At 69.4% G+C, this 17,880-nt stretch carries 21 protein-coding genes; 8 read left to right on the top strand and 13 right to left on the bottom strand.

Features of this window, described 5'->3' with window-relative positions; genetic code table 11:
* Positions 1–2 precede the first annotated feature (2 nt).
* Entirely contained in the window at positions 3–938 is a 936-nt protein-coding gene (gene murQ, locus ACZ7NC_RS14395; RefSeq protein ID WP_471488090.1) for an N-acetylmuramic acid 6-phosphate etherase, read from the top strand.
* Positions 939–963: 25 nt separating this feature from the next.
* The gene (locus ACZ7NC_RS14390; RefSeq protein WP_471488088.1) at positions 964–1,809 is read left to right on the top strand and encodes an aldo/keto reductase; all 846 of its coding nucleotides are present in this window, start codon (positions 964–966) and stop codon (positions 1,807–1,809) included.
* Here ACZ7NC_RS14390 and ACZ7NC_RS14385 read toward each other — a convergent pair.
* On the bottom strand, positions 1,806–2,069 hold the full coding sequence (locus tag ACZ7NC_RS14385; protein ID WP_471488086.1) for a hypothetical protein: 264 nt from the start codon (positions 2,067–2,069) through the stop codon (positions 1,806–1,808). The two genes, ACZ7NC_RS14390 and ACZ7NC_RS14385, sit on opposite strands and share 4 nt — an antisense overlap.
* Positions 2,070–2,184: 115 nt before the next feature.
* Here ACZ7NC_RS14385 and ACZ7NC_RS14380 point away from each other — a divergent pair, with 115 nt between their 5' ends.
* From ACZ7NC_RS14380 to ACZ7NC_RS14355, 6 genes are all read left to right on the top strand, one after another.
* Complete coding sequence (locus ACZ7NC_RS14380; protein WP_471488084.1) at positions 2,185–3,024, top strand: helix-turn-helix domain-containing protein; 840 nt, start codon at positions 2,185–2,187, stop codon at positions 3,022–3,024.
* The gene (locus ACZ7NC_RS14375) at positions 3,008–3,343 is read left to right on the top strand and encodes a DUF397 domain-containing protein (protein WP_471488082.1); all 336 of its coding nucleotides are present in this window, start codon (positions 3,008–3,010) and stop codon (positions 3,341–3,343) included. Before ACZ7NC_RS14380 ends, ACZ7NC_RS14375 begins: the two co-directional genes overlap by 17 nt.
* Positions 3,252–3,626 carry an RICIN domain-containing protein gene (locus ACZ7NC_RS14370; protein ID WP_471488080.1) on the top strand — a complete coding sequence of 125 codons (375 nt, stop codon included), beginning with the start codon at positions 3,252–3,254 and terminating at the stop codon, positions 3,624–3,626. Before ACZ7NC_RS14375 ends, ACZ7NC_RS14370 begins: the two co-directional genes overlap by 92 nt.
* Positions 3,627–3,728: 102 nt before the next feature.
* Positions 3,729–3,902 carry an RICIN domain-containing protein gene (locus ACZ7NC_RS14365; RefSeq protein WP_471488078.1) on the top strand — a complete coding sequence of 58 codons (174 nt, stop codon included), beginning with the start codon at positions 3,729–3,731 and terminating at the stop codon, positions 3,900–3,902.
* 78 nt (positions 3,903–3,980) lie between these two features.
* Positions 3,981–4,514 (top strand): DinB family protein, encoded by a 534-nt coding sequence (locus ACZ7NC_RS14360; protein ID WP_471488076.1) that lies wholly within the window; start codon positions 3,981–3,983, stop codon positions 4,512–4,514.
* Between the two features lie 41 nt (positions 4,515–4,555).
* Positions 4,556–5,131 (top strand): hypothetical protein, encoded by a 576-nt coding sequence (locus ACZ7NC_RS14355; RefSeq protein WP_471488074.1) that lies wholly within the window; start codon positions 4,556–4,558, stop codon positions 5,129–5,131.
* Here ACZ7NC_RS14355 and ACZ7NC_RS14350 read toward each other — a convergent pair whose 3' ends face one another.
* The 12 genes from ACZ7NC_RS14350 to blsE all read right to left on the bottom strand — a co-directional run bounded on the left by ACZ7NC_RS14350 (position 5,132) and on the right by blsE (position 17,880).
* Positions 5,132–6,583: an MFS transporter gene (locus ACZ7NC_RS14350; RefSeq protein WP_471488072.1), complete on the bottom strand. Its 1,452-nt coding sequence runs from the start codon at positions 6,581–6,583 to the stop codon at positions 5,132–5,134. It lies immediately after the preceding gene.
* Between the two features lie 75 nt (positions 6,584–6,658).
* Positions 6,659–7,906, bottom strand: a complete 1,248-nt coding sequence (locus ACZ7NC_RS14345; RefSeq protein WP_471488069.1) for an aminotransferase class I/II-fold pyridoxal phosphate-dependent enzyme — start codon at positions 7,904–7,906, stop codon at positions 6,659–6,661.
* A gap of 26 nt (positions 7,907–7,932) precedes the next feature.
* The gene (locus ACZ7NC_RS14340) at positions 7,933–9,303 is read right to left on the bottom strand and encodes a condensation domain-containing protein (protein WP_471488067.1); all 1,371 of its coding nucleotides are present in this window, start codon (positions 9,301–9,303) and stop codon (positions 7,933–7,935) included.
* The gene (locus ACZ7NC_RS14335; RefSeq protein ID WP_471488065.1) at positions 9,300–10,862 is read right to left on the bottom strand and encodes an amino acid adenylation domain-containing protein; all 1,563 of its coding nucleotides are present in this window, start codon (positions 10,860–10,862) and stop codon (positions 9,300–9,302) included. The genes ACZ7NC_RS14340 and ACZ7NC_RS14335 overlap by 4 nt, the downstream gene beginning before the upstream one ends.
* Positions 10,855–11,142 carry a phosphopantetheine-binding protein gene (locus tag ACZ7NC_RS14330; RefSeq protein WP_471488063.1) on the bottom strand — a complete coding sequence of 96 codons (288 nt, stop codon included), beginning with the start codon at positions 11,140–11,142 and terminating at the stop codon, positions 10,855–10,857. The genes ACZ7NC_RS14335 and ACZ7NC_RS14330 overlap by 8 nt, the downstream gene beginning before the upstream one ends.
* A 59-nt stretch (positions 11,143–11,201) precedes the next feature.
* The gene (locus ACZ7NC_RS14325) at positions 11,202–11,954 is read right to left on the bottom strand and encodes a thioesterase II family protein (RefSeq protein ID WP_471488061.1); all 753 of its coding nucleotides are present in this window, start codon (positions 11,952–11,954) and stop codon (positions 11,202–11,204) included.
* A gap of 53 nt (positions 11,955–12,007) precedes the next feature.
* Positions 12,008–12,724: a V-type proton ATPase subunit F family protein gene (locus ACZ7NC_RS14320; RefSeq protein WP_471488059.1), complete on the bottom strand. Its 717-nt coding sequence runs from the start codon at positions 12,722–12,724 to the stop codon at positions 12,008–12,010.
* A 125-nt stretch (positions 12,725–12,849) separates the two neighbouring features.
* Entirely contained in the window at positions 12,850–13,506 is a 657-nt protein-coding gene (locus tag ACZ7NC_RS14315; RefSeq protein WP_471488057.1) for a hypothetical protein, read from the bottom strand.
* Positions 13,507–13,946: 440 nt separating this feature from the next.
* Complete coding sequence (locus tag ACZ7NC_RS14310; RefSeq protein WP_471488055.1) at positions 13,947–14,744, bottom strand: dihydrodipicolinate synthase family protein; 798 nt, start codon at positions 14,742–14,744, stop codon at positions 13,947–13,949.
* The gene (locus tag ACZ7NC_RS14305) at positions 14,737–15,903 is read right to left on the bottom strand and encodes an aminotransferase class I/II-fold pyridoxal phosphate-dependent enzyme (protein WP_471488053.1); all 1,167 of its coding nucleotides are present in this window, start codon (positions 15,901–15,903) and stop codon (positions 14,737–14,739) included. Before ACZ7NC_RS14305 ends, ACZ7NC_RS14310 begins: the two co-directional genes overlap by 8 nt.
* Before the next feature lie 62 nt (positions 15,904–15,965).
* Positions 15,966–16,832, bottom strand: a complete 867-nt coding sequence (locus ACZ7NC_RS14300; RefSeq protein ID WP_471488051.1) for a hypothetical protein — start codon at positions 16,830–16,832, stop codon at positions 15,966–15,968.
* A 55-nt stretch (positions 16,833–16,887) separates the two neighbouring features.
* Positions 16,888–17,880 carry a cytosylglucuronate decarboxylase gene (blsE, locus tag ACZ7NC_RS14295; RefSeq protein ID WP_471488049.1) on the bottom strand — a complete coding sequence of 331 codons (993 nt, stop codon included), beginning with the start codon at positions 17,878–17,880 and terminating at the stop codon, positions 16,888–16,890.

Raw genomic sequence — 17,880 nt, 5'->3', positions numbered from 1 at the left:
TCATGACCTCGACTTCCAACCCCCGTGATCTCCGCGCCGAGTTGGACTCCCTGACCACCGAGGCGTTCCGCCCCGAGCTCGCCGAGATCGACCGTCTCCCCACCCTCGACATCGCCCGGCTCATGAACGGCGAGGACGCCTCCGTGCCCGCCGCCGTCGCCGCACGGCTGCCCGAGATCGGCGCCGCCATCGACGCCATCGCGGAGCGCATGGCACGCGGCGGCCGCCTCGTCTACGCGGGCGCGGGCACCGCCGGCCGCCTCGGCGTGCTCGACGCCTCCGAGTGCCCGCCCACCTTCAACACCGACCCGGACCAGGTCGTCGGGCTCATCGCCGGCGGCCCCGAGGCGATGGTCACCTCGATCGAGGGCGCCGAGGACTCCAAGGACCTGGCCCGCGCCGACCTCGACGCCCTCGCGCTCACCCCCGCCGACACGGTGGTCGGCATCTCCGCCTCCGGGCGCACCCCGTACGCGATCGGCGCCGTCGAACACGCCAGAGCGCGAGGCGCGCTGACCGTCGGGCTGTCCTGCAACCCAGGCAGCGCCCTCGCCACGGCAGCCGAGCACGGCATCGAGATCGTCGTGGGCCCGGAGCTGCTGACCGGCTCGACGCGCCTGAAGGCGGGCACGGCCCAGAAACTGGTCCTCAACATGCTGTCGACGATCACGATGATCCGCCTGGGCAAGACCTACGGAAACCTGATGGTCGACGTCCGCGCCTCCAACGACAAGCTGCGGGCCCGCTCCCGCCGCATCGTCGCCCTCGCCACCGGCGCGGACGACACCGCCATCGAGCGGGCCCTGACCGAGTCGGGCGGCGAGGTGAAGACGGCCATCCTCATCCTGCTGGCGGACGTGGACGGGCCTACGGCGACCGGGCTCCTGGCCGACGCCGACGGTCACCTGCGAACGGCGCTGAAAACGGCCGGGGGCTGAGCAACTCCCCTGTTAGCGTGGCCACATGACGGCACCGAAGACGTTCCGCATCGGCGGCGATCTGGAAGTACGGCGGCTCGGGTTCGGCGCGATGCATCTGCGGCCGCAGACCGCCGAGGACCGCACCGGGTGCGTCGCGGTCGCCCGGCGGGCCGTCGAGCTCGGCGTCACACTGATCGACACGGCGCACATGTACGGCTGGGGCGCCAACGAGGACCTCCTCGCCGAGGCGCTGCACCCTTACCCGGCAGGGCTCGTGCTCGCCACGAAGGTCGGCATCCGGCGGACCACCTCCGGCGAGGGCTGGCGGCACGCGGGCGAACCGGCCGATCTGCGCGCCCAGGTCGACGAGGCCCTGCTCCGTCTCCGCCTCGACCGGATCGAACTGCTCCAGCTCCACCGCCTCGACCCGGGCGTCCCCGTCCCCGACCAGCTCGGCGCCCTCCGCGACCTGCGTGACGAGGGCAAGATCGGCCGGATCGGCCTCTCCGAGGTCACCGTCGCCGAACTCACCGAAGCGCGTGCCGTCGTGGACATCGCGAGCGTCCAGAACCGGTACAACCTCCTCGACCGCGAGCACGAGCCCGTCCTCAAGGCGTGCGAGGAGGCTGGCATCGCCTTCCTGCCGTGGCGTCCGGCGGCGGCCGGCACCTCGGGAGCACGGTCGTCGCAGATCGCCGCGGTCGCGAAGGAAGCCGACGCCACACCGACCCAGGTCGCCCTCGCCTGGCTCCTCGCCCACTCGCCGGTGATCCTCCCGATCCCGGGGACGTCGAGCGTGGCGCACCTGGAGGAGAACGTGGGCGCGTCCGCCGTACACCTCACCCAGGACCAGTACGACCGTCTGACCGGGCCGTCGGCGGACGCCTAACGCGGCAGTCTGCTCTCCCTGTTGACCTGCCGGACCCGCGCGAACAGCTCCTCGTTCGTCGGCGAGGGATCCATGGGCCGGCCCCGCAACGCCGCCGCCAGCCGCTCGGCGGTCCGCACATTGCAGCGCCCGAGCTCGACGAGAGCGAACGGCTCCTTACTCGCACCGGTGACTGGATCCACCCGCAGGGACGGCAGCACGAGCCCTACGCCCGCGAGAGCCTCCCGCAGGGACACCACCACTTCTTCGGTCGACCGCACGTCTCACTCACCTCTCTACGCAGAGTTGCGATTCATGACACAGCGTGGCGGGTGCGGCCCTAACCTGGCCAGAGGGGGCACCCCAACAACCTCTGCTGTCCGACCGGGAGTTGCCATGCCGGGACCCAAGGACCTGGATCCTGCCTCTTCGCCACGTGCGCTGCTGGGCGCGGAGCTGCGGCACGCCCGCGAGAAGGCCGGGCTCAGTCAGGAGAAGTTGGGTCAACTGCTGTTCGCGAGCGGCTCGTTCGTGGGGCAGCTGGAGGCGGGTACGCGGCGGATCCAGCCCGAACACGCAAGGGTGTTGGACGAGGAGTTGGGGACGGGAGACTTCTTCCAGCGAAACTGCAGTGCGGCGGCCAGGTCGAAGTATCCGGAGCACTTCGCGGAGGCGGCTGAGGCAGAAGCGACGGCCACGGAAATCCGGGAGTACGCACCGCTACTCATCCCCGGGCTGCTCCAGACCCCCGCCTACACGCGGGCTGTGTGCCGTGCGCATCAGCCGACTGCACCGGAGGAGAAGATCGAGGACCTGGTGACGGCCCGTATGGACCGGGCCCGCATCCTCGATAACCCAACAGAGCCGTTGTTGTGGGTGGTGCTTGACGAGGCCGCGCTACGACGGCCCACGGGCGGGCCCGGTGTGATGGCGGGCGCCCTTCGCCACATCATCGGCCTTGCGCGTCGGAGCCGGATCATCGTGCAGGTACTGCCGTTCGAGGCGGAGGCGCACGCGGCGATGCAGGGTGCCATCAAGCTGATGGACTTCGAAGACGCGCCCCCACTGGTCTACTTCGAAGGTGTCGGCACCGGACGGCTGGAGGACGACCCGGCCATGGTGAGGTACCAGCGCCGCACCTACGACCTCCTCTCGGCCTGCGCGTTCTCGCCGCAGAAGTCTCTGGCCCTCATCGAGACCATGGCGCAGGATTACGCCCATGAGGAGCATCCCTGAGTACGACCTGGACGCGGCCACCTGGTACAAGTCCAGCTACAGCGGCGGCGATGGCGGCAACTGCCTGGAAGTCGCGCGCTGGCACAAGTCGAGCTACAGCGGCGGCGGGGGCGACAACTGCCTGGAGGTCGCGCGCTGGCGCAAGTCGACGCACAGCGGCGGCAGCGGAGGCGACTGTCTCGAAGTCACCCACGACCTCCCCACCCTCGTCCCCGTCCGCGACTCCAATGACCCCCACGGCCCCAAGCTCATATTCGGCACCCCCGCCTGGTCGGCCTTCGTCGAAGACCTCAAGGTCGGGCGGCGACCGCGCGGCTGATGGCCCGCGCCACGGTGACCACGGCGGGGACGGGACCACGGTGGAGATCCATGTCGACCACACCGATCAGAACCTGCACGTGGTGGGCGGGGACGGGGCCAACGGGAACGACATCATGCAGTTCCCCGACATCAACCACGAGTCCGCCCTCTTCCGGCTCTCCCCCAACGGGACGGACGAGTCGGGGCAGACGATGTACCGGATCGTCACCGACAGCTCGGAGCGCTGCCTGGACGTGGAGAACGGTCGGGAGTCGGTGGCGGGCTCCCCGCTGCATGTGTAGGACTGCCACGCGCCGGACGGCGCGCCCGAGCCCGGCGGCCCGCTGGCCGATTCACAGAACTGGGTCCTGGAGCACCCCGACCCGCGCTTCCCCAACCGGCTGATGCTCCGCAACGTCGAGTCCGACATGTACGCCAACGTCTCCGGCGGAAGCAGCGAGGTGCGAAGCCGGCTCATCCAGTACCCGTGGGAGGGTGACGCGGGCGGGCGGCCCGTCCGGCACGAGATCTTCTACGTCCACCCGCAGATCAGCGCGACACAGCCCGACCCCGCCTGACCGCAAGGCGGAATCCGTAGGCAAGTCCTGGGGCATAGAGGTCAGGATCTGACCTCTATGCCTCCTAACGTGGCTGTCATGACTGAGACCACGCACAACACCACCACCGACGAGCGCACCGACCTGCTGGAGGCGCTGGCCAAGCACCGGCACTTCCTGCGCTTCACCACCCGTGACCTCACCGACGAGCAGGCGGGGCAGCGGACCACCGTCAGCGAGCTGTGCCTGGGCGGCCTGATCAAGCACGTCACCTCGACGGAGCGGAACTGGGTGGACTTCATCCTTCAGGGCCCGTCGGCCATGGGCGACTTCAGCGCCATGACCGAGGCCGACTTCGCCAGGCGGGCCGACGAGTTCCGGATGCTGCCCGGCGAGACGCTGGCCGGCGTAGTGGCGGAGTACGAGGAAGTGGCCCGCCGGACGGACGAGTTGGTCGCCAAGCTGCCCGACCTGAACGCCGCTCACCCGCTGCCCACCGCCCCGTGGTTCGAGCCCGGCGCCCGCTGGTCGGCCCGCAGGGTGCTGCTGCACATCATCGCCGAGACGGCCCAGCACGCCGGACACGCCGACATCCTGCGCGAGGCCCTGGACGGGGCGAAGAGCATGGGCTGAGCGATGGCGCGAAGGGCGGGGGGCCGCACAGACTGGCAACCATGAACCACGCGCAACTGACGGCCCTGGGCCGAGCCCTCCGCCTCCTCGGCGAGCACGGCGAGGCCCTCACCACCGACACGCCGGACGCCCGGCTGCACGAGGTCAAGGCCGACCTGCGCCGCGCCCTCGATCTGCTGGACGAGAGTGTCACGACGGCCGCCCGGACCACCCGGTGCCCGGAGCACCCGGGCGGCCCGGTGGACCCTGCGGCCCCCGACCTCTGCCTGCTCTGCGAGACCCGGCGCCGGGCGGCCCGCCGCTCCGAGTACAACGGCACCGGCCCGGCGGCCCCCCGCTCCCCCGAACACCCCGTGCCGTCCCGCTACGGCGTCCGCGGCGACCGTCCGCAGCCCCAGCAGCGCTGGCTGCCGGAGCTGTGGAACGGACAGGAGTGGCAGCTGTGCGGCACCCCGCGCCGCGATCGCCGGGAGGCCGAGCTCTATCTCGCCGCCCAGCGGCACGGGCCGCGTCCCGCCATGGCCTACCGGCTGGTGCACGAGTTCACCGACTACGAGGTGCTGCGCGTCTGGGGCACGCCGGTGAAGGTCGACATCGAGCCGATGGGCAATCTGTGACTACGACTTCGCCGTCGCCCCCGCCTGCTCGGCGGCGCCCTCCGCCACCGGCCCGGCGGCACCTGCCACCGCCTGCCACGGAATGAACGACGCCACCGCGAACGCCAGCAGCGCCGCCCCGGCGCCCACCGCCAGGACCACCTTGAAGGCGTTCTCGGACGGGAGGGCGTAACCACCGAGGTCCGTCGTCATCTGAGCGAGGATGACGCCCGCGACGGCACTCGCCGTGGACGTACCGAGGGAACGCATCAGCGTGTTGAGGCTGTTCGCGGCGGCCGTCTCCGACGCGGGCACGGCGCTCATGATGAGGGCGGGCATCGAGCCGTAGGCGAAGCCGACGCCGGCGCCGATGACGCAGGCGACCAGGATGAAGTGCCAGACCTCCGACATCAGGACGATGTTGAGGCCGTAGCCCGCGGCGACGATGAGCACGCCCACCATCAGCGTGACCTTCGGACCCCTGACCCGGGAGATGGCGGCCGACACCGGGGCCGTCGCCATCATGACCAGGCCCGACGGCGCCATGCACAGGCCCGCGACCAGCATCGACCTGCCGAGGCCGTAGCCCGTCCGCGCGGGGAGCTGGAGGAGCTGCGGGATGACCAGGCTCATCGCGAACATCGCGAAGCCGACCGCGATCGAGGCCAGGTTGGTGACCAGCACCTGACGGCGGGCGGTCGTGCGCAGGTCGACCAGCGGCTGGTCGGTCCGCAGCTCCCACCAGCCCCACGCCGGCAGAATGACCGCGGCGGCGGCGAACAGCCCGAGCGTCGTGCCACTGCCCCAGCCCCAGTCCGCGCCCTTGGAGACGGCAAGGAGCAGGCACACCAGCCCGGCCGCCATGCCCATGCCGCCGACCAGGTCGAAACGGCCCCCTGTGCGCACCTTCGACTCGGGCACGAACAGCAGCACACACCCCAGCGCCACCACACCCATGCCGGCCGACGTCCAGAACAGGACGTGCCAGTCGAAGTTGTCCGCGATGAGCGCGGCGGCGGGCAGCCCGAGCGCACCGCCGATGCCGAGCGAGGCACTCATCAGCGCGGTGGCGGAGCCGAGGCGCTCGGCGGGCAGTTCGTCCCGCATGATGCTGATGCCGAGCGGGATCACCCCGGAGGCCAGGCCCTGGAGCACCCGCCCGACGATCATCGGGACCAGCGAGTCGCTCAGGGCACACACCACGGAGCCGCCCACCAGCAGCACGACACTCACGAGCAGCATCCGCCGCTTGCCGTACATGTCGCCGAGCCGCCCCATCACGGGCGTCGCGACGGCGGCGGCGAGGAGTGTCGCCGTGACCGCCCAGGCGGTGTCCGAGGCCGGGGCGTCGAGCAGCCGCGGCAGCTCCGGGACGATCGGGATGACCAGCGTCTGCATCAGCGAGACGACGATCCCGGCGAAGGCCAGCACCGCCACCACGGCGCTCGACCTCGGCGGAGAGGGGTGGGACATGGCGGGGCCTCCGTCGGCGTACGAGCGTGAAGACACGCGTGATTGACCGAGGCAACTTTAAGTCAGTTGATTGACTTACTCAAGGGTGCTTCCGGCACGCATGTCGCCCAGCGTTTCCGCGATCACTTCGATGCCGGCGATGAGTGTGTCGGCGTCGGGAGTGACGCTGACACGGAAGCACTGACGCGTATGAAGTCCCAGCCCCCGGCTGTGCTCGGGGTCGGTGAAGAAGTGCCGACCTGGTACGACGAAGACGCCCCTGGCCTTCAGTGCCTCGTACAGCGCCAGGTCGTCGAACCACTCCTCGTCCACCCAGACCCAGAAGAACATGCCGCCCTCGCCCTCGTGCAGCCGCCATGCGACGTCGGCGGGAAGGCGGTCCAGGAGCAGCGACTTCACGAACTTCCTGCGCTGGGCGTAGAACGGTCCGATCTCGAAGGCCACAAGGGAATCGAGGACGTCCGAATTCAGGGCCCGGGCCAGCGCGGCTTGGACCAGCTGTGGCGCGTGCAGCGTGGAGTTGGCCATGCAGGAGACGATCGGAGAGATGTACCGCTCGTCCGCGATGGCGAATCCGAGACGCTCTCCGGGAAGTCCGGTCTTGGAGAGCGAGAAGACGTTGATGACGCGGTCGTGTCGCAGCGGGGGTGTCGTCACCTCGCCGATGCGGGGGAACGGCGCGCCGTACGCGTTGTCGATCATCAGCGGTACGTCGTGGGCCTCGGCGGCGGAGACGAGGCTCCGGATCTCGTCGGGCGCGGCGCATCGGCCGGTCGGATTGCTCGGGGTGGACATCAGCATCAGCCCGACGTCGGTCAGCCTCTCGACGGCGGGCATGTCGAAGAGATAGCGGAACGAGCGCTCATCCTGCCGTTGCAGGATCGGTTCCACCCCGGTGACTCCTCCGGGCACCAGGGAGAGTCCTTGGTAGCCGGTGTAGTCCGGCATCATGGGCAGCACCAGCTGTGTGTCACGGACCTCGCCGGGCCCGGTGAACAGCGTCGCGGCGATGAAGCAGAGCATTTGGCTGCCGGGCCCCACCACGACGTTCTGGGGTCCGATGTCCCAGCCGTAGTGCCTGTTGAAGTAGCCGACGATCGCGTCCACGAGCGTGGGCAGCCCCCTGGACGGACCGTACTGGCAGCTGACGGTCCCGAAGCTGTCATCCAGTGCCTCGGCAGTCATGCGCCGCCAGGTGTCGCTGACCTCCGGTATGTCCGCGGGGTTGCCTATGCCGAGATTCAGCCACTCCCGGCCCGTGGCCGAGCCCATGGAGGTGGCGATGTCCTCCATGATGAGCCGCAGCCCCGACAGCCTCGCCATCTTGTTTCCCGCCCGAGAGAGCCCCACTACGTCATGTCCTTTCTGCTTTCCCCGAGGCCGTCGAGCAGCCACGCCACCGTTCCGTCCGGGTTGTCACAGGCCCTGTCGAGAAGGGCCACGAAGTCATCCGTGATCCGCTCGGCCACACCGGCGGGGAAGAGGTCCACCGCGTAGTCCAGGAATCCGCGGTAATCCCGGTCCTGTGCCACAAGGGTGAAACACAGGTCGAACTTCGAGACCCCCGAGTGCACATGGACGCGCCGAGCCTCCAGCCCGGGCAGCCGCATCCGTGACGGCTGGGCGTCATCGACCACGAGCACCGTGCGGACCAGGCCTCGGCCGCCGGCTTGGCCTCGTCGTCGTGTCATCCCGACCAGTTCGCCGTACGAGATGTCCTTGTACGTGATCGCTTCGTGCCCGCGGGTGCGCACATGGGCCACCAGCTTCGCGAAGGACGCGTCGGCGTCCACGGTCACCCGCAGCGGCAGCAACGCGAGCATCGGAGCCATCACTTGGTCGTGGCTTGCGGACTCACGGTGCGAGACAGGAGTGCCCACGATCACGTCCCGCGCGCCCCCGGCCGAGTGCAGCAGCACAGACACGATGGACGCGAATACGGCGAACGGCGTGACACGAAGCCGTCGGCAGACAGCTCGTACGCGCTGAGCTGTGTCCGCGTCGACTTCGAAGGTGATCCTCCCCCCGCGATCCGCGTGCTCGCCGCCCGCGCCGGCCGATGCCACAGCGTCATCAGCGGCGAGCGTGCCGGCCACATCCGGGGACAGTGCGCGCAGGTTCTCCCGCCAATACGCCCGCACCGACGGGTCTGTCCGGGTCGACTGCTTGGCCAACGCGTGGGCGCCCGGCTGCAGTTCCACTGGAGCGACCGCCGCAGGGCGCCGCTCGACGTAAGCCCGATAGTGCTCTTCGAACTCCCCTTCCAGGGTTTGCAGTGCCCAGCTGTCGACCACCAGATGGTGCAGCTGGACGACGAGGACGGTCGTGTGCTGCGCCACCTCGACCAACGTGGCCCTTATGGGGCTCTCGGCCACGTCCATGGGACGACGCACCAGTTCCTTCAAGGTGTCGTCGAGGGACGCGGCGGCGCAGGACACGGTCTCCAGCTCCAGTGCGTGCTTCTCGGGAAGCACCCTCTGCACCAGGCGGTCGTCGTCCAGGCCGAACCGACTGCGCAGCCCCTCATGGCGCGCCACGATCCGCTCCAGTGCCCAGTGCACAGCACCCCGGTCGAGGGCGCCTTCGAGGCGGTGGACCCATGATTCGAGGTAGCGGGACTCGCCGTCCCGCAGATGGTCGTCCAGCCAGATCGCTTCCTGTTCGGCCGTCATCGGGTAGACGCCCGGACCGGTCCGCACCTGCTGTTGTCCGCCCGTCAAGGCCGACCGCCCCGAGAGCGCGCCGCCATCCGCCGCAACTCGGCCTGATCGGCCTTGCCGTTCGCCGTCACGGGAAAGCGGTCCAGCCTCCGGATCACGCGCGGCACCAGGTAGTCGGGCAGGAGGAGGGACAGCGCTTTGCGCAGCTCTCGCTCGCCCAGGAGGCTGCCGGTGTCCCCGGAAGCGTCCGCCGGCTGCGCCACGTAGCACAACGCCAGGCCGGTCACCTGACCGTCCGGTGCGCTGAGCGGTACCACGATGCACTCGCGGACGCCTTCGATTCCACGGGCGGCGTTCTCGATCTCGGCCAACTCGATGCGGTATCCGCTGATCTTGACCTGTCGGTCACGCCGGCCGCGGAACTGCAGCACACCCTCGTCGTCGACGAGCCCGAAGTCACCGGTGCGATAGATGCGTACCGGAGAACCGTCGATCTCCACCGTCGGGAACTTCTCCGCCGTCATCTCCGGCTCGTCCAGGTAGTGGACGGCGAGACCGGTTCCCGCGACGCACACCTCGCCCGTCTCGCCGGCGGCACAGGGCGTGTCCGTCGACGACAGGATCAGTACGGTCGTGCCGGGCACGACACTGCCCACCGGGATGCCCTCAGCGATGTCGCAGTCCTGCGGACGGATGAGGTGGGTCGTGGTGAGCATGCAGTTCTCGACGGGCCCGTACCCGTTGCGCAGCGGTATCGACGGGTGGCGCTCAAGGAAGGTCCGCACATGTCCGGGGGACAGCTTCTCGCCACCGATGAGCATCTGCCGCAGCCCGGTGAAGCAGTCCACGTCCTCGTCGACGAAGAGATTGAAGAGCGAGGTCGTCAGCCACACCGTGTCCACGCGGGCGGTGTGGATCAGCTCCCGAAGCGTGTTCGGCAGCAGGTGCCCCTGCGGAACGAGAACCGCGCATCCGCCGGTGCTCAGCTGGCCCCACAGCTCGAACGCGTACATGTCCCACGCGATGGCCGCTGCCTGCGGTGTGACGTGTCCCGGCCCGAAACCCGCGAGGCCGTGGGGTCCGAAGAGCCGGGTGACGGCACGGTGCGGGACGACGACGCCCTTGGGACGGCCGGTGGTGCCCGAGGTGAAGAACACCGTCGCGGGATCGGCCGCGGTGACGTGAGCCGGGGTGAAGGCGGACGCCCTGGCCGCCGGCTCGGTGAGGTCTTCGAACTCCACACGGAGGACCTCGGCATCTGCCTCGACCCCTGTGGCGGGTCCGGTGACGACGACCTTCGGTGCCGTCTGCGCGAAGATCGCGGCCTGGCGGTCGGCCGGCCAGGTCGGGTCGATGTTCGCATAGGCCGCTCCGCACTTGAGTACCGCGAGCTCCACGGCGACCAGTTGGGGAGAGCGGGGCAGGACGAGCGGGACGATCTGTCCGGGGCCTGCCCCATGGGCGGCCAGCAGCGCGGCGTAGGCGTCCGAGGCCGCGTCGAGGACCCCGTAACTGATGGTGGAACCGTCAAGGATCAGCGCAGGGGCATCGGGCTGCTCGGCGGCGTGGCGGGAGAACGAGGCGTGGATCAACGACGCGGCTCCGCCCGGCTCAGACATGTGCCTTCTCCGCCTTGGTCCGCAGCTCCTGGACGAACTCGTGCAGGACGTCATTGGAGAAGAACCAGAGCGGCAGCGCCTTCATACCGAGGACTCGTTCGATCCGTGTGCAGATGCGGATCGCCTGCAGCGATGTTCCGCCGAAGTCGTAGAAGCTGTCGTCACGGCCCACTCGGTCCACGTCGAGGACCTCGGCCACGATGTCCGCCACCTGCTTTTCGAGCTCGTCCTGTGGTGCCTCGTAGGGAGCCTCCACGAAATCCTCGCGTCCGGCCGTCATGGGCGTACTCCTCACTGTCTCGGATAAAGGGCATACGGGCGATTGCCGTGTGTGGTCGGTCAGTTCCCGCAATACGGGGCGAGCGCCGCGGCGATGTGGGAGTGCACCGCTGCGGCGGAATCAAAGATCGCGAAATGTCCGCCGGGCAACGCGTGCAGCGCGAATTCCCGTGCGGTGTGTATCGCCCAAGGCTCTGTCGCGGCCACATCCGCGCCCTGGTCGTCGATCCCTGCGAAGGCGGTGACCGGAATGTCCAAGGGCGGTTCCACCGTGTACTCGTAACCTTCGTTGACGGAGAAATCGGCGGCCAGCAGAGGCTGGAGCAGGGCGAGCAGATCCGGCTCGGCAAGGACTTCCTCCGGTGTGCCGCCGAGCTGACGCAGCAGGTCGGCCAGCTCGACCAGGTCCATGTTCGCCAGGTCGTGTCTGGTGAGAGGGGTCTGCGGAGCGCATCGCCCGGACACGAACAGATGGACCGGAAGTGGGCCGTTGATCCGACGCAGCTCTCGCAGCGTCTCGAAGGCGCACAGTGCACCCGTGCTGTGACCGAAGACGGCGTACGGCGCCCGCACCGAGTCGGTGATCACCCCCGCCAGCTCCTTGGCCAGCGGCTCCACGCTCGTGAACGGCTGCTGCCCGAATCGTCGTTCACGACCGGGAGGCTGGACCGGGCACGCCGCGATCCCGGGCGGAAGACCCTGTCCCCAGCTCCTGTATGTGGTGGCACCGGCACCCGCGTGCGGCAGGCACAAGAGCCTTATGCCGGCCTCCGGATGGGTGCCGAACGGCAGCCAGGGATTCCCCTTCTTCATGCTGTCCCCATGGATCGTGTGCGCGTCTGTGAATTCCCCCCGCGGCCCATCGTTCAGCGAGCCAGGCTGGTCTGACGGATATGGGAAAGGATGGAGTCCCGTGTGGCGGCCTCGCTGGCCGGATCGTTCCCCACGCTGTCGACGACGACCGACTTCGTCGCCGCCGCGCCCGGCCAGTCCCCCTTGAACGGATGGTCCCGGGACACGATGTGGAGTACGTCGCCTTTCCAACGCGGTGCGGCGTTGTTGTGCGCGGCGATGAGATGGGTGATCCAGCCGGCGTAGTGCTTGATGAACAGCTCGGCCGAGTCCTCGATCTCCTCGACGCTCGCCCCCTCGTCGGCCATCATGTCCAGCGCGAAACTCCGCAGGATCTTCCGGACTTCTCCGATGGTCCGGAGCGGGTCGTTCCGCAGCGCGTCGGCGGAGAAGAGAAGGCCGCCCGAAGTCGCGTCGAGGGCCGCGACCGCCTCGTCGCCGCCGAAAGCGGCGAACGCGGTACGGCACTCCTCCTCGACCGCCTGCGCCGGACACGGCCCGCTGTCCAGAAGGATCAGCGCCGGCGCCGTTCCCCGCACGGAGGTCAGCTGCGCCGCGGCCTCCTGAGCGATATGTCCCGCCATGCAATAACCGATGACTCCGGCCACCAGTGACGGTTCGACGCCGGAATTCCCGACCAGTTCCCGCGCATATGACTCGGCGTACAGTTCGTCGGGCAGCTCGCTCTTCATCGCATAGCGAACATCGAATCCGTCGTCTTCCAGCCGCATGTCACTGACATGCTTCGTATCCCGGCGCCCGGGGTAGTCGAACACAAGGAGCTGGGGCCTTTCCATAAGCCTATGAGCCCAATCTGTAAGGTAGCCCGACTTTCAAGAAGGGGAGAGCGCGGCCCTCACCAGCTCGTCGCTCCCCGGAAGGTCCCCGGTGCGGGCATGCCGGGTGCCGGCGGCAGTACCGGGAAGAGCGGGCTGACGCCGGACGCCGCGCACCAGCTGTCGCTCCCCGACGACCTGTCGCACGAGTGGATCCGCTCCCAGCGCAGCGCCGCGGCGTTCAACTCGACCAACGCCCGGTAGATCTCGGCGGCTTCCGCGAGGCGGCCGTCCTGCGGAGCGACGGGAGCCTGGCGTTCAGCCAGCCGGCCGAGGTACTCCCAGTCGGTGGCGCCGACTGACTCGACCGCGCCGCCGAAGGCCTCCCAGAGTTCCGCCGCCACCTGCCGAAGCCGCCCGAGCAGTTCGGTTTCGCGACCGGTCGACGGGCACCGCCGCTGCGGCCCCGGGTCGGCCGTCCCAACGGCCCGCCTGTTCCCGCCCACGATGCTGACCACCTTCGCCGGGAGGCTGTCCTCGGGTGTCCGGCACCCGTCCACAACCGGGTCCTGCCGGCCTTCCGGGAACTCCCGCCCGAGTGCCGCCATCGAGCCGGCGAAGTCGATCAGCCGGACTGCTCGTCGAACGCTGTGGACCGCCAGGTGCAGGTCGCGGGCCTCAATGCAGCGTGCTGCCAACGAGAGGCCGTCGACCGAATGGGCGGCGATGAATTCCATGAGTGGCCGGGCCGCCGACGAGAACGGCCGCCGTGGGAGTCCGCTCCCGGGCACGTCCCCTCCAGAACCTTCCATCACTGCCAGCCGGTGTCGTTCAGCGACATGACGGCCGGGGAGGCCGCCGAAGCATCAACCTGCACGGGGGCGGGGTGACTGCCCCCCGACACGGAAACGACCACCGCCGAAACAGCGAGAACCACGGCGACAAGAGCGGACGAAAACTTCGCGGACATGGTTTGTTCCCCCTAAGAAAAGCTCTCAGATTTCCTCGAGCTCAACCTCTGAAACGGAGTGCACCTATCGCTCTCAACGCACTGACCGGTTCAGTGAACGAAGAATTTCCGGACACCTCAAGAGTCACCCAGCCCCCAACTGCACCGCAACACACGGGTACTGGCCACAAGTGCGCACGGAACTTGAAGCTACCGACGGCCGACCCCTCAGCTCGATTCCGCCAGGGCGGCCGTCCGCAACACCCCCTGGCGCACGAGGGCTTGCTTGGTCCGTGCGACATAGTCCGCATCGAACAGGCCGAGTCGGCGACAGGTGTCGGTGACCTCGTCCTGGAGCCCGGAGGTCGGGCGGGCCGCGAACCGGCCGCAGAGCTCCGGCTCGATCAGGGCCAGCGGTCCGATCAGCCCGGCAACCCCGGGTGTGGCGGTCAGAAGGTCCTCCCAGCCCTGATACACGTCGACATCCCCGACCGCGTCCACCAGCGACCGCGTCACCTGGGGGGCTCGGCTGGACTCCTTCACGCCGACGACGTTGGGCAGCGAGCACACCGCGACCAGCGTCCCCAGGTCCAGCTCGACGCCGCTGACCACGCTCTCGTTGTAGAGATGGACGGGGATGTCGAGGGATGCCGCGATCCGCGCGTACGCCCGGTACACCTCCCGCCGACCGTGGCCGGCCGACCAGGGCGGCCCCACGAAGACTCCCGCGGCACCGTGCCGAGCGGCCCAACGGCCCCGGGCCACTGCCTCTTCCGGGTCGGCGCACTGGATGCCGGTGAGCACCGGCAGGCCGTCGGCAGCCTCCAGGGCCGCAAGATTGACGGTGCGCCAGCTCTCCGTATCCAGCTGCCAACCCTCGCCACAGCTGATGGTGGGCACCACGGCCCGGACGTGCGGGCGGACCCGGGCCACCAGGGCGCGCACACAGGCCGGGGAAACCCGCCCATCGGCGTCGAACGGCGTGATCAGCGGAGCCATGACCCCGCCCGGACGCCACTCACCCATGACGCACCACCACCTCGCGCAGTCGGCGCATGGAGGCGGCGAACTCCTCCGGGTCGCGGGCGAGCGCCACGCGGATCCACCGCTCGCCCTGCTCCGGACGGCTCCAGAAGAAGAAGGTGCCCGGCAGCACATGGACACCCGCGTCGGCCAGTTCCTGCTGCAGTTCGGTCGCGCTGGGGGCGCTCTCGGCCAGCTTGAACCAGGCGACGCTGACCGGGACCGCGGGCTCCTGGTGGTGCAGCACGGTGCCTCGGGTGAGTTCCCGGGCCAGCGCCCGGTTCGTCGACAGCACGTCGGACACGGACGCGAACCCGTCCGCCACGGAGTCCTCGATGTACTGGGTGAGCACGTTGAGGGTGAACGGGGAGACGTTCAGCAGCACGCTGGTGTGAATGTTGTACAGCTCGGGATAGATGTCGGCACTCGCCGTGATCAAGGCGCACTTGGCGTCCTGCACCGGCCAGGTCTTGCCGGTGTCCTCCATGGCGATGTAGCTGACGCCGGACGCCTCCAGGATCTCGTAGACGTCGATCCGCCCGCCGGGAGAGCCGAGCGCGAACGCGGCGAAGCAGAGGTCGAGGACCAGCAGGCGGTCGTTCTCCCGGCAGAACCGGACCACCTCCTCGAAAATCCGCCGGCCTCCGGTCAGCAGGCTGTGACCGGTGGGGTTGTTGGGATCGACGAGGAAGACGACCTCGGTGCGGGGCTGCTGCGCCAGTTGGTCGTAGACGGTGTCCGGGGACGACAACACCCGCTCCGGCAACGGCACCAGCTCGATGTCGAGGTTGACCAGCAGATCGCGCAGATTGTCGAAGCACGGTTCGATCAGCGACACGCGCGCGCCGCGCCGCTTGAGGTACATGCCGGCGACCACGGTGGAGATGGAAGCGGCGTAGGTCAGCAGTGTCCGGTTGAGGCCGAGCGCGGTGTGCTGGCCGCGGAAGCGGAAGAACGTATCGATGAAGCGCTGTTCGAAGGTGCTCTGCTTGCCCGCTTCCGACTCGTACCAGAGCTGGGGCAGCGACGCCACGATCTCGCGCTGGCCCGGGGACTGGGACTGGTGGGTGTGGGCGTCGGCCAGGTTGTGCTCCGAGCGCAGGGCCCGGATCTCGTGCTGAGTGAGGTCAGCGGCGCTCACGGACAGGGCGGTGCCAGACATGGTGCTCCTTGGACGGTTCAACGGCTTCGGTCGGACGGTCGAAGCAGGGGGAACGGTGCGGGTCAGACCGGTGCGAGACACAGTTGCCGGATCTGGCGGGCGAGCTGCGTCGCGCCGCCGAGAGCTCCCGCCCCGCCTGTGTCCACGGGCCAGACGTCCGGAGTCACGATCAGGTCGGTACGGTCATCCGCTCCGCCTGCCAGGACGCCGAGGCCTTCCCGGACGCGCGACTGCCGGATGCCGGCGGCGGGCAGCAGCCGCAGCGGCAGGTTCGCGGACTGGGCGAAGGTCGTCGCCAGCAGGGTCGGCCCGGCCACCAGCAGGTCGGCCCGGCGCAGGGCACGGGGCCAGTCGGCGACGTCGACCCGTACGAAGGCGAACTCGTCCAGCAGGCTCGCCAACCGGGCCCAGTCCGCTGCGGCCAGGTCGGTCAGTACCGGAATCGGCCCCGCGGCCGGGCCTGCCTCCTGCAGCGCGGCGCGCAGGGCCGCCACGGTCTGTTCCGGGTCCGGGCAGCCGCCGGTCAGCTGGACGGCTGGACCGCTGCCGCCGGCCGAGCGGACCCGCCTCGACGGAGCCACGTTGGGCACCCGGATCTCGGACCGGGCGAACTGCCGTTCCCGGGTGCACGACTGGGTCAGCCAGCCCGGTACCTGCCAGCTCACGATGGTCGCGGACACGTCGGCCGTGCCCGGGTCACCGGGGGCGGCTCCGGCGGCGTGCAGGTAGACGGTGGGCAGGCCGGCCGCCATCAGTTCGGCGCACCGGTCCGGATCTCCCACGACCAGGGCGGCCGTCGCGGAGTCGTCCGCGCGGGCCCGTCGGAACTCGGCCAGGTGGGCGGCCACGAACTCCAGGTCGGCTGCGGCCTCCAGGTCGTCGGGGCGTGCGTGGAGGACGAGCGAGGGCCCGTCTTCGGGTGTGGTCAAGGCATGCTCCTCGGTGGATGATGACGCGCTCGGTCCGGACCTCCCGTGGTCGGTGTCAGTAGTGCCAGGCCGGGACGGCTCCGAGCCGGGCCATGTCGTCGCTGTAGCCCGCAGCCGTGGTCGAGCAGCCGTTGCACACGCGTGGTCCTTCGGTCCGGAACAGCTCGGCGTGCTTGCGCAGCGCGGGGCTGTCGAGGAACACACGTCCTTGCTCGTCCCGCAGCGGTGCTCCCCCGGGCCCGTCGCCGTCCCGGTGCGGCAGACAACTGCAACCGAACGCGCGCCCCTGCTTGGGGTCGAGATAGATCACGTCGTCGGTGACGTAGCAGAGCGGGAGCGAGGCCCGCGGGGTGACGCCCTGGTCGAAGAAGGCGCCCTGTTCCTCGGGCGTGTCCCCGTAGAACCGCTTTCCGAGCGGGACCAGGACCTGCTCCGGATCGCCGGTGTAGATCGGGTCGCACACCCGCAGCACGTCCTCGCGCGAGGGGTAGGTGATGGTGCGCTCCAGCTTGAGTGCCGACAGCTCCCACTGGCTCACGCCGGCTTCGGTGAGCACCCGCTGCAACTCGGGCAGCTGCTCGTAGTTGTGCGGCCCCGCAACGGTGTTGACCCGGGTGAGGATGCCGGCGGCCCTGGCCGCACGCAGTCCCTCCAACGCACGGTCGAAGCAGCCCGGGGTCCGACGGTAGACGTCGTGGGTCGCCCCGGAGGAACCGTCGATGCTGACCACGATCTGCGCGAGTCCGGCAGCGGCCAGGGTGTCGACCATCTGTGGCAGTCGGAAGCCGTTGGTGATCAGCGACATCCGCATGCCCGCCGCGGTGCCGGCCTCGACCAGCTGCACGACCTGCTGGTGCATCAGCGGCTCGCCGCCGGTGAATCTGACGTAGCCCACTCCGGCGTCGACGGCCTGCGGCAGGAGCTCGGCGAAGTCGTCCACGGTGAAGCGGTAGCTGTCCCGCGAGAGCGCGAACTCGCACATGAAGCAGTCCGCGTTGCAGGCCTCCAGAATCCTGATGAACAGGTAGCGGTGACGATCACCACTCAT

It is taken from the genome of Streptomyces sp. NPDC111802, assembly GCF_055634335.1.
Note: the sequence above shows the minus strand (reverse complement) of the source record. Positions and strands in the feature narration are given on the sequence as shown.

Excerpts from the sequence above, each read along its gene's own strand:
- ACZ7NC_RS14360 (WP_471488076.1), top strand. The coding sequence starts at position 3,981 with ATGACTGAGACCACGCACAACACCACCACCGACGAGCGCACCGACCTG.
- ACZ7NC_RS14390 (WP_471488088.1), top strand. The coding sequence starts at position 964 with ATGACGGCACCGAAGACGTTCCGCATCGGCGGCGATCTGGAAGTACGG.
- ACZ7NC_RS14345 (WP_471488069.1), bottom strand. The coding sequence starts at position 7,906 with ATGGCGAGGCTGTCGGGGCTGCGGCTCATCATGGAGGACATCGCCACC.
- ACZ7NC_RS14305 (WP_471488053.1), bottom strand. The coding sequence starts at position 15,903 with ATGTCTGGCACCGCCCTGTCCGTGAGCGCCGCTGACCTCACTCAGCAC.
- ACZ7NC_RS14320 (WP_471488059.1), bottom strand. The coding sequence starts at position 12,724 with ATGCGGCTGGAAGACGACGGATTCGATGTTCGCTATGCGATGAAGAGC.
- ACZ7NC_RS14365 (WP_471488078.1), top strand. The coding sequence starts at position 3,729 with ATGCTCCGCAACGTCGAGTCCGACATGTACGCCAACGTCTCCGGCGGA.
- ACZ7NC_RS14335 (WP_471488065.1), bottom strand. The coding sequence starts at position 10,862 with ATGTCTGAGCCGGGCGGAGCCGCGTCGTTGATCCACGCCTCGTTCTCC.
- ACZ7NC_RS14350 (WP_471488072.1), bottom strand. The coding sequence starts at position 6,583 with ATGTCCCACCCCTCTCCGCCGAGGTCGAGCGCCGTGGTGGCGGTGCTG.
- ACZ7NC_RS14380 (WP_471488084.1), top strand. The coding sequence starts at position 2,185 with ATGCCGGGACCCAAGGACCTGGATCCTGCCTCTTCGCCACGTGCGCTG.
- ACZ7NC_RS14330 (WP_471488063.1), bottom strand. The coding sequence starts at position 11,142 with ATGACGGCCGGACGCGAGGATTTCGTGGAGGCTCCCTACGAGGCACCA.
- ACZ7NC_RS14325 (WP_471488061.1), bottom strand. The coding sequence starts at position 11,954 with ATGAAGAAGGGGAATCCCTGGCTGCCGTTCGGCACCCATCCGGAGGCC.
- ACZ7NC_RS14370 (WP_471488080.1), top strand. The coding sequence starts at position 3,252 with ATGACCCCCACGGCCCCAAGCTCATATTCGGCACCCCCGCCTGGTCGG.
- ACZ7NC_RS14310 (WP_471488055.1), bottom strand. The coding sequence starts at position 14,744 with ATGGGTGAGTGGCGTCCGGGCGGGGTCATGGCTCCGCTGATCACGCCG.
- ACZ7NC_RS14355 (WP_471488074.1), top strand. The coding sequence starts at position 4,556 with ATGAACCACGCGCAACTGACGGCCCTGGGCCGAGCCCTCCGCCTCCTC.
- ACZ7NC_RS14315 (WP_471488057.1), bottom strand. The coding sequence starts at position 13,506 with ATGGAATTCATCGCCGCCCATTCGGTCGACGGCCTCTCGTTGGCAGCA.
- blsE (WP_471488049.1), bottom strand. The coding sequence starts at position 17,880 with ATGAGTGGTGATCGTCACCGCTACCTGTTCATCAGGATTCTGGAGGCC.
- ACZ7NC_RS14375 (WP_471488082.1), top strand. The coding sequence starts at position 3,008 with ATGAGGAGCATCCCTGAGTACGACCTGGACGCGGCCACCTGGTACAAG.
- murQ (WP_471488090.1), top strand. The coding sequence starts at position 3 with ATGACCTCGACTTCCAACCCCCGTGATCTCCGCGCCGAGTTGGACTCC.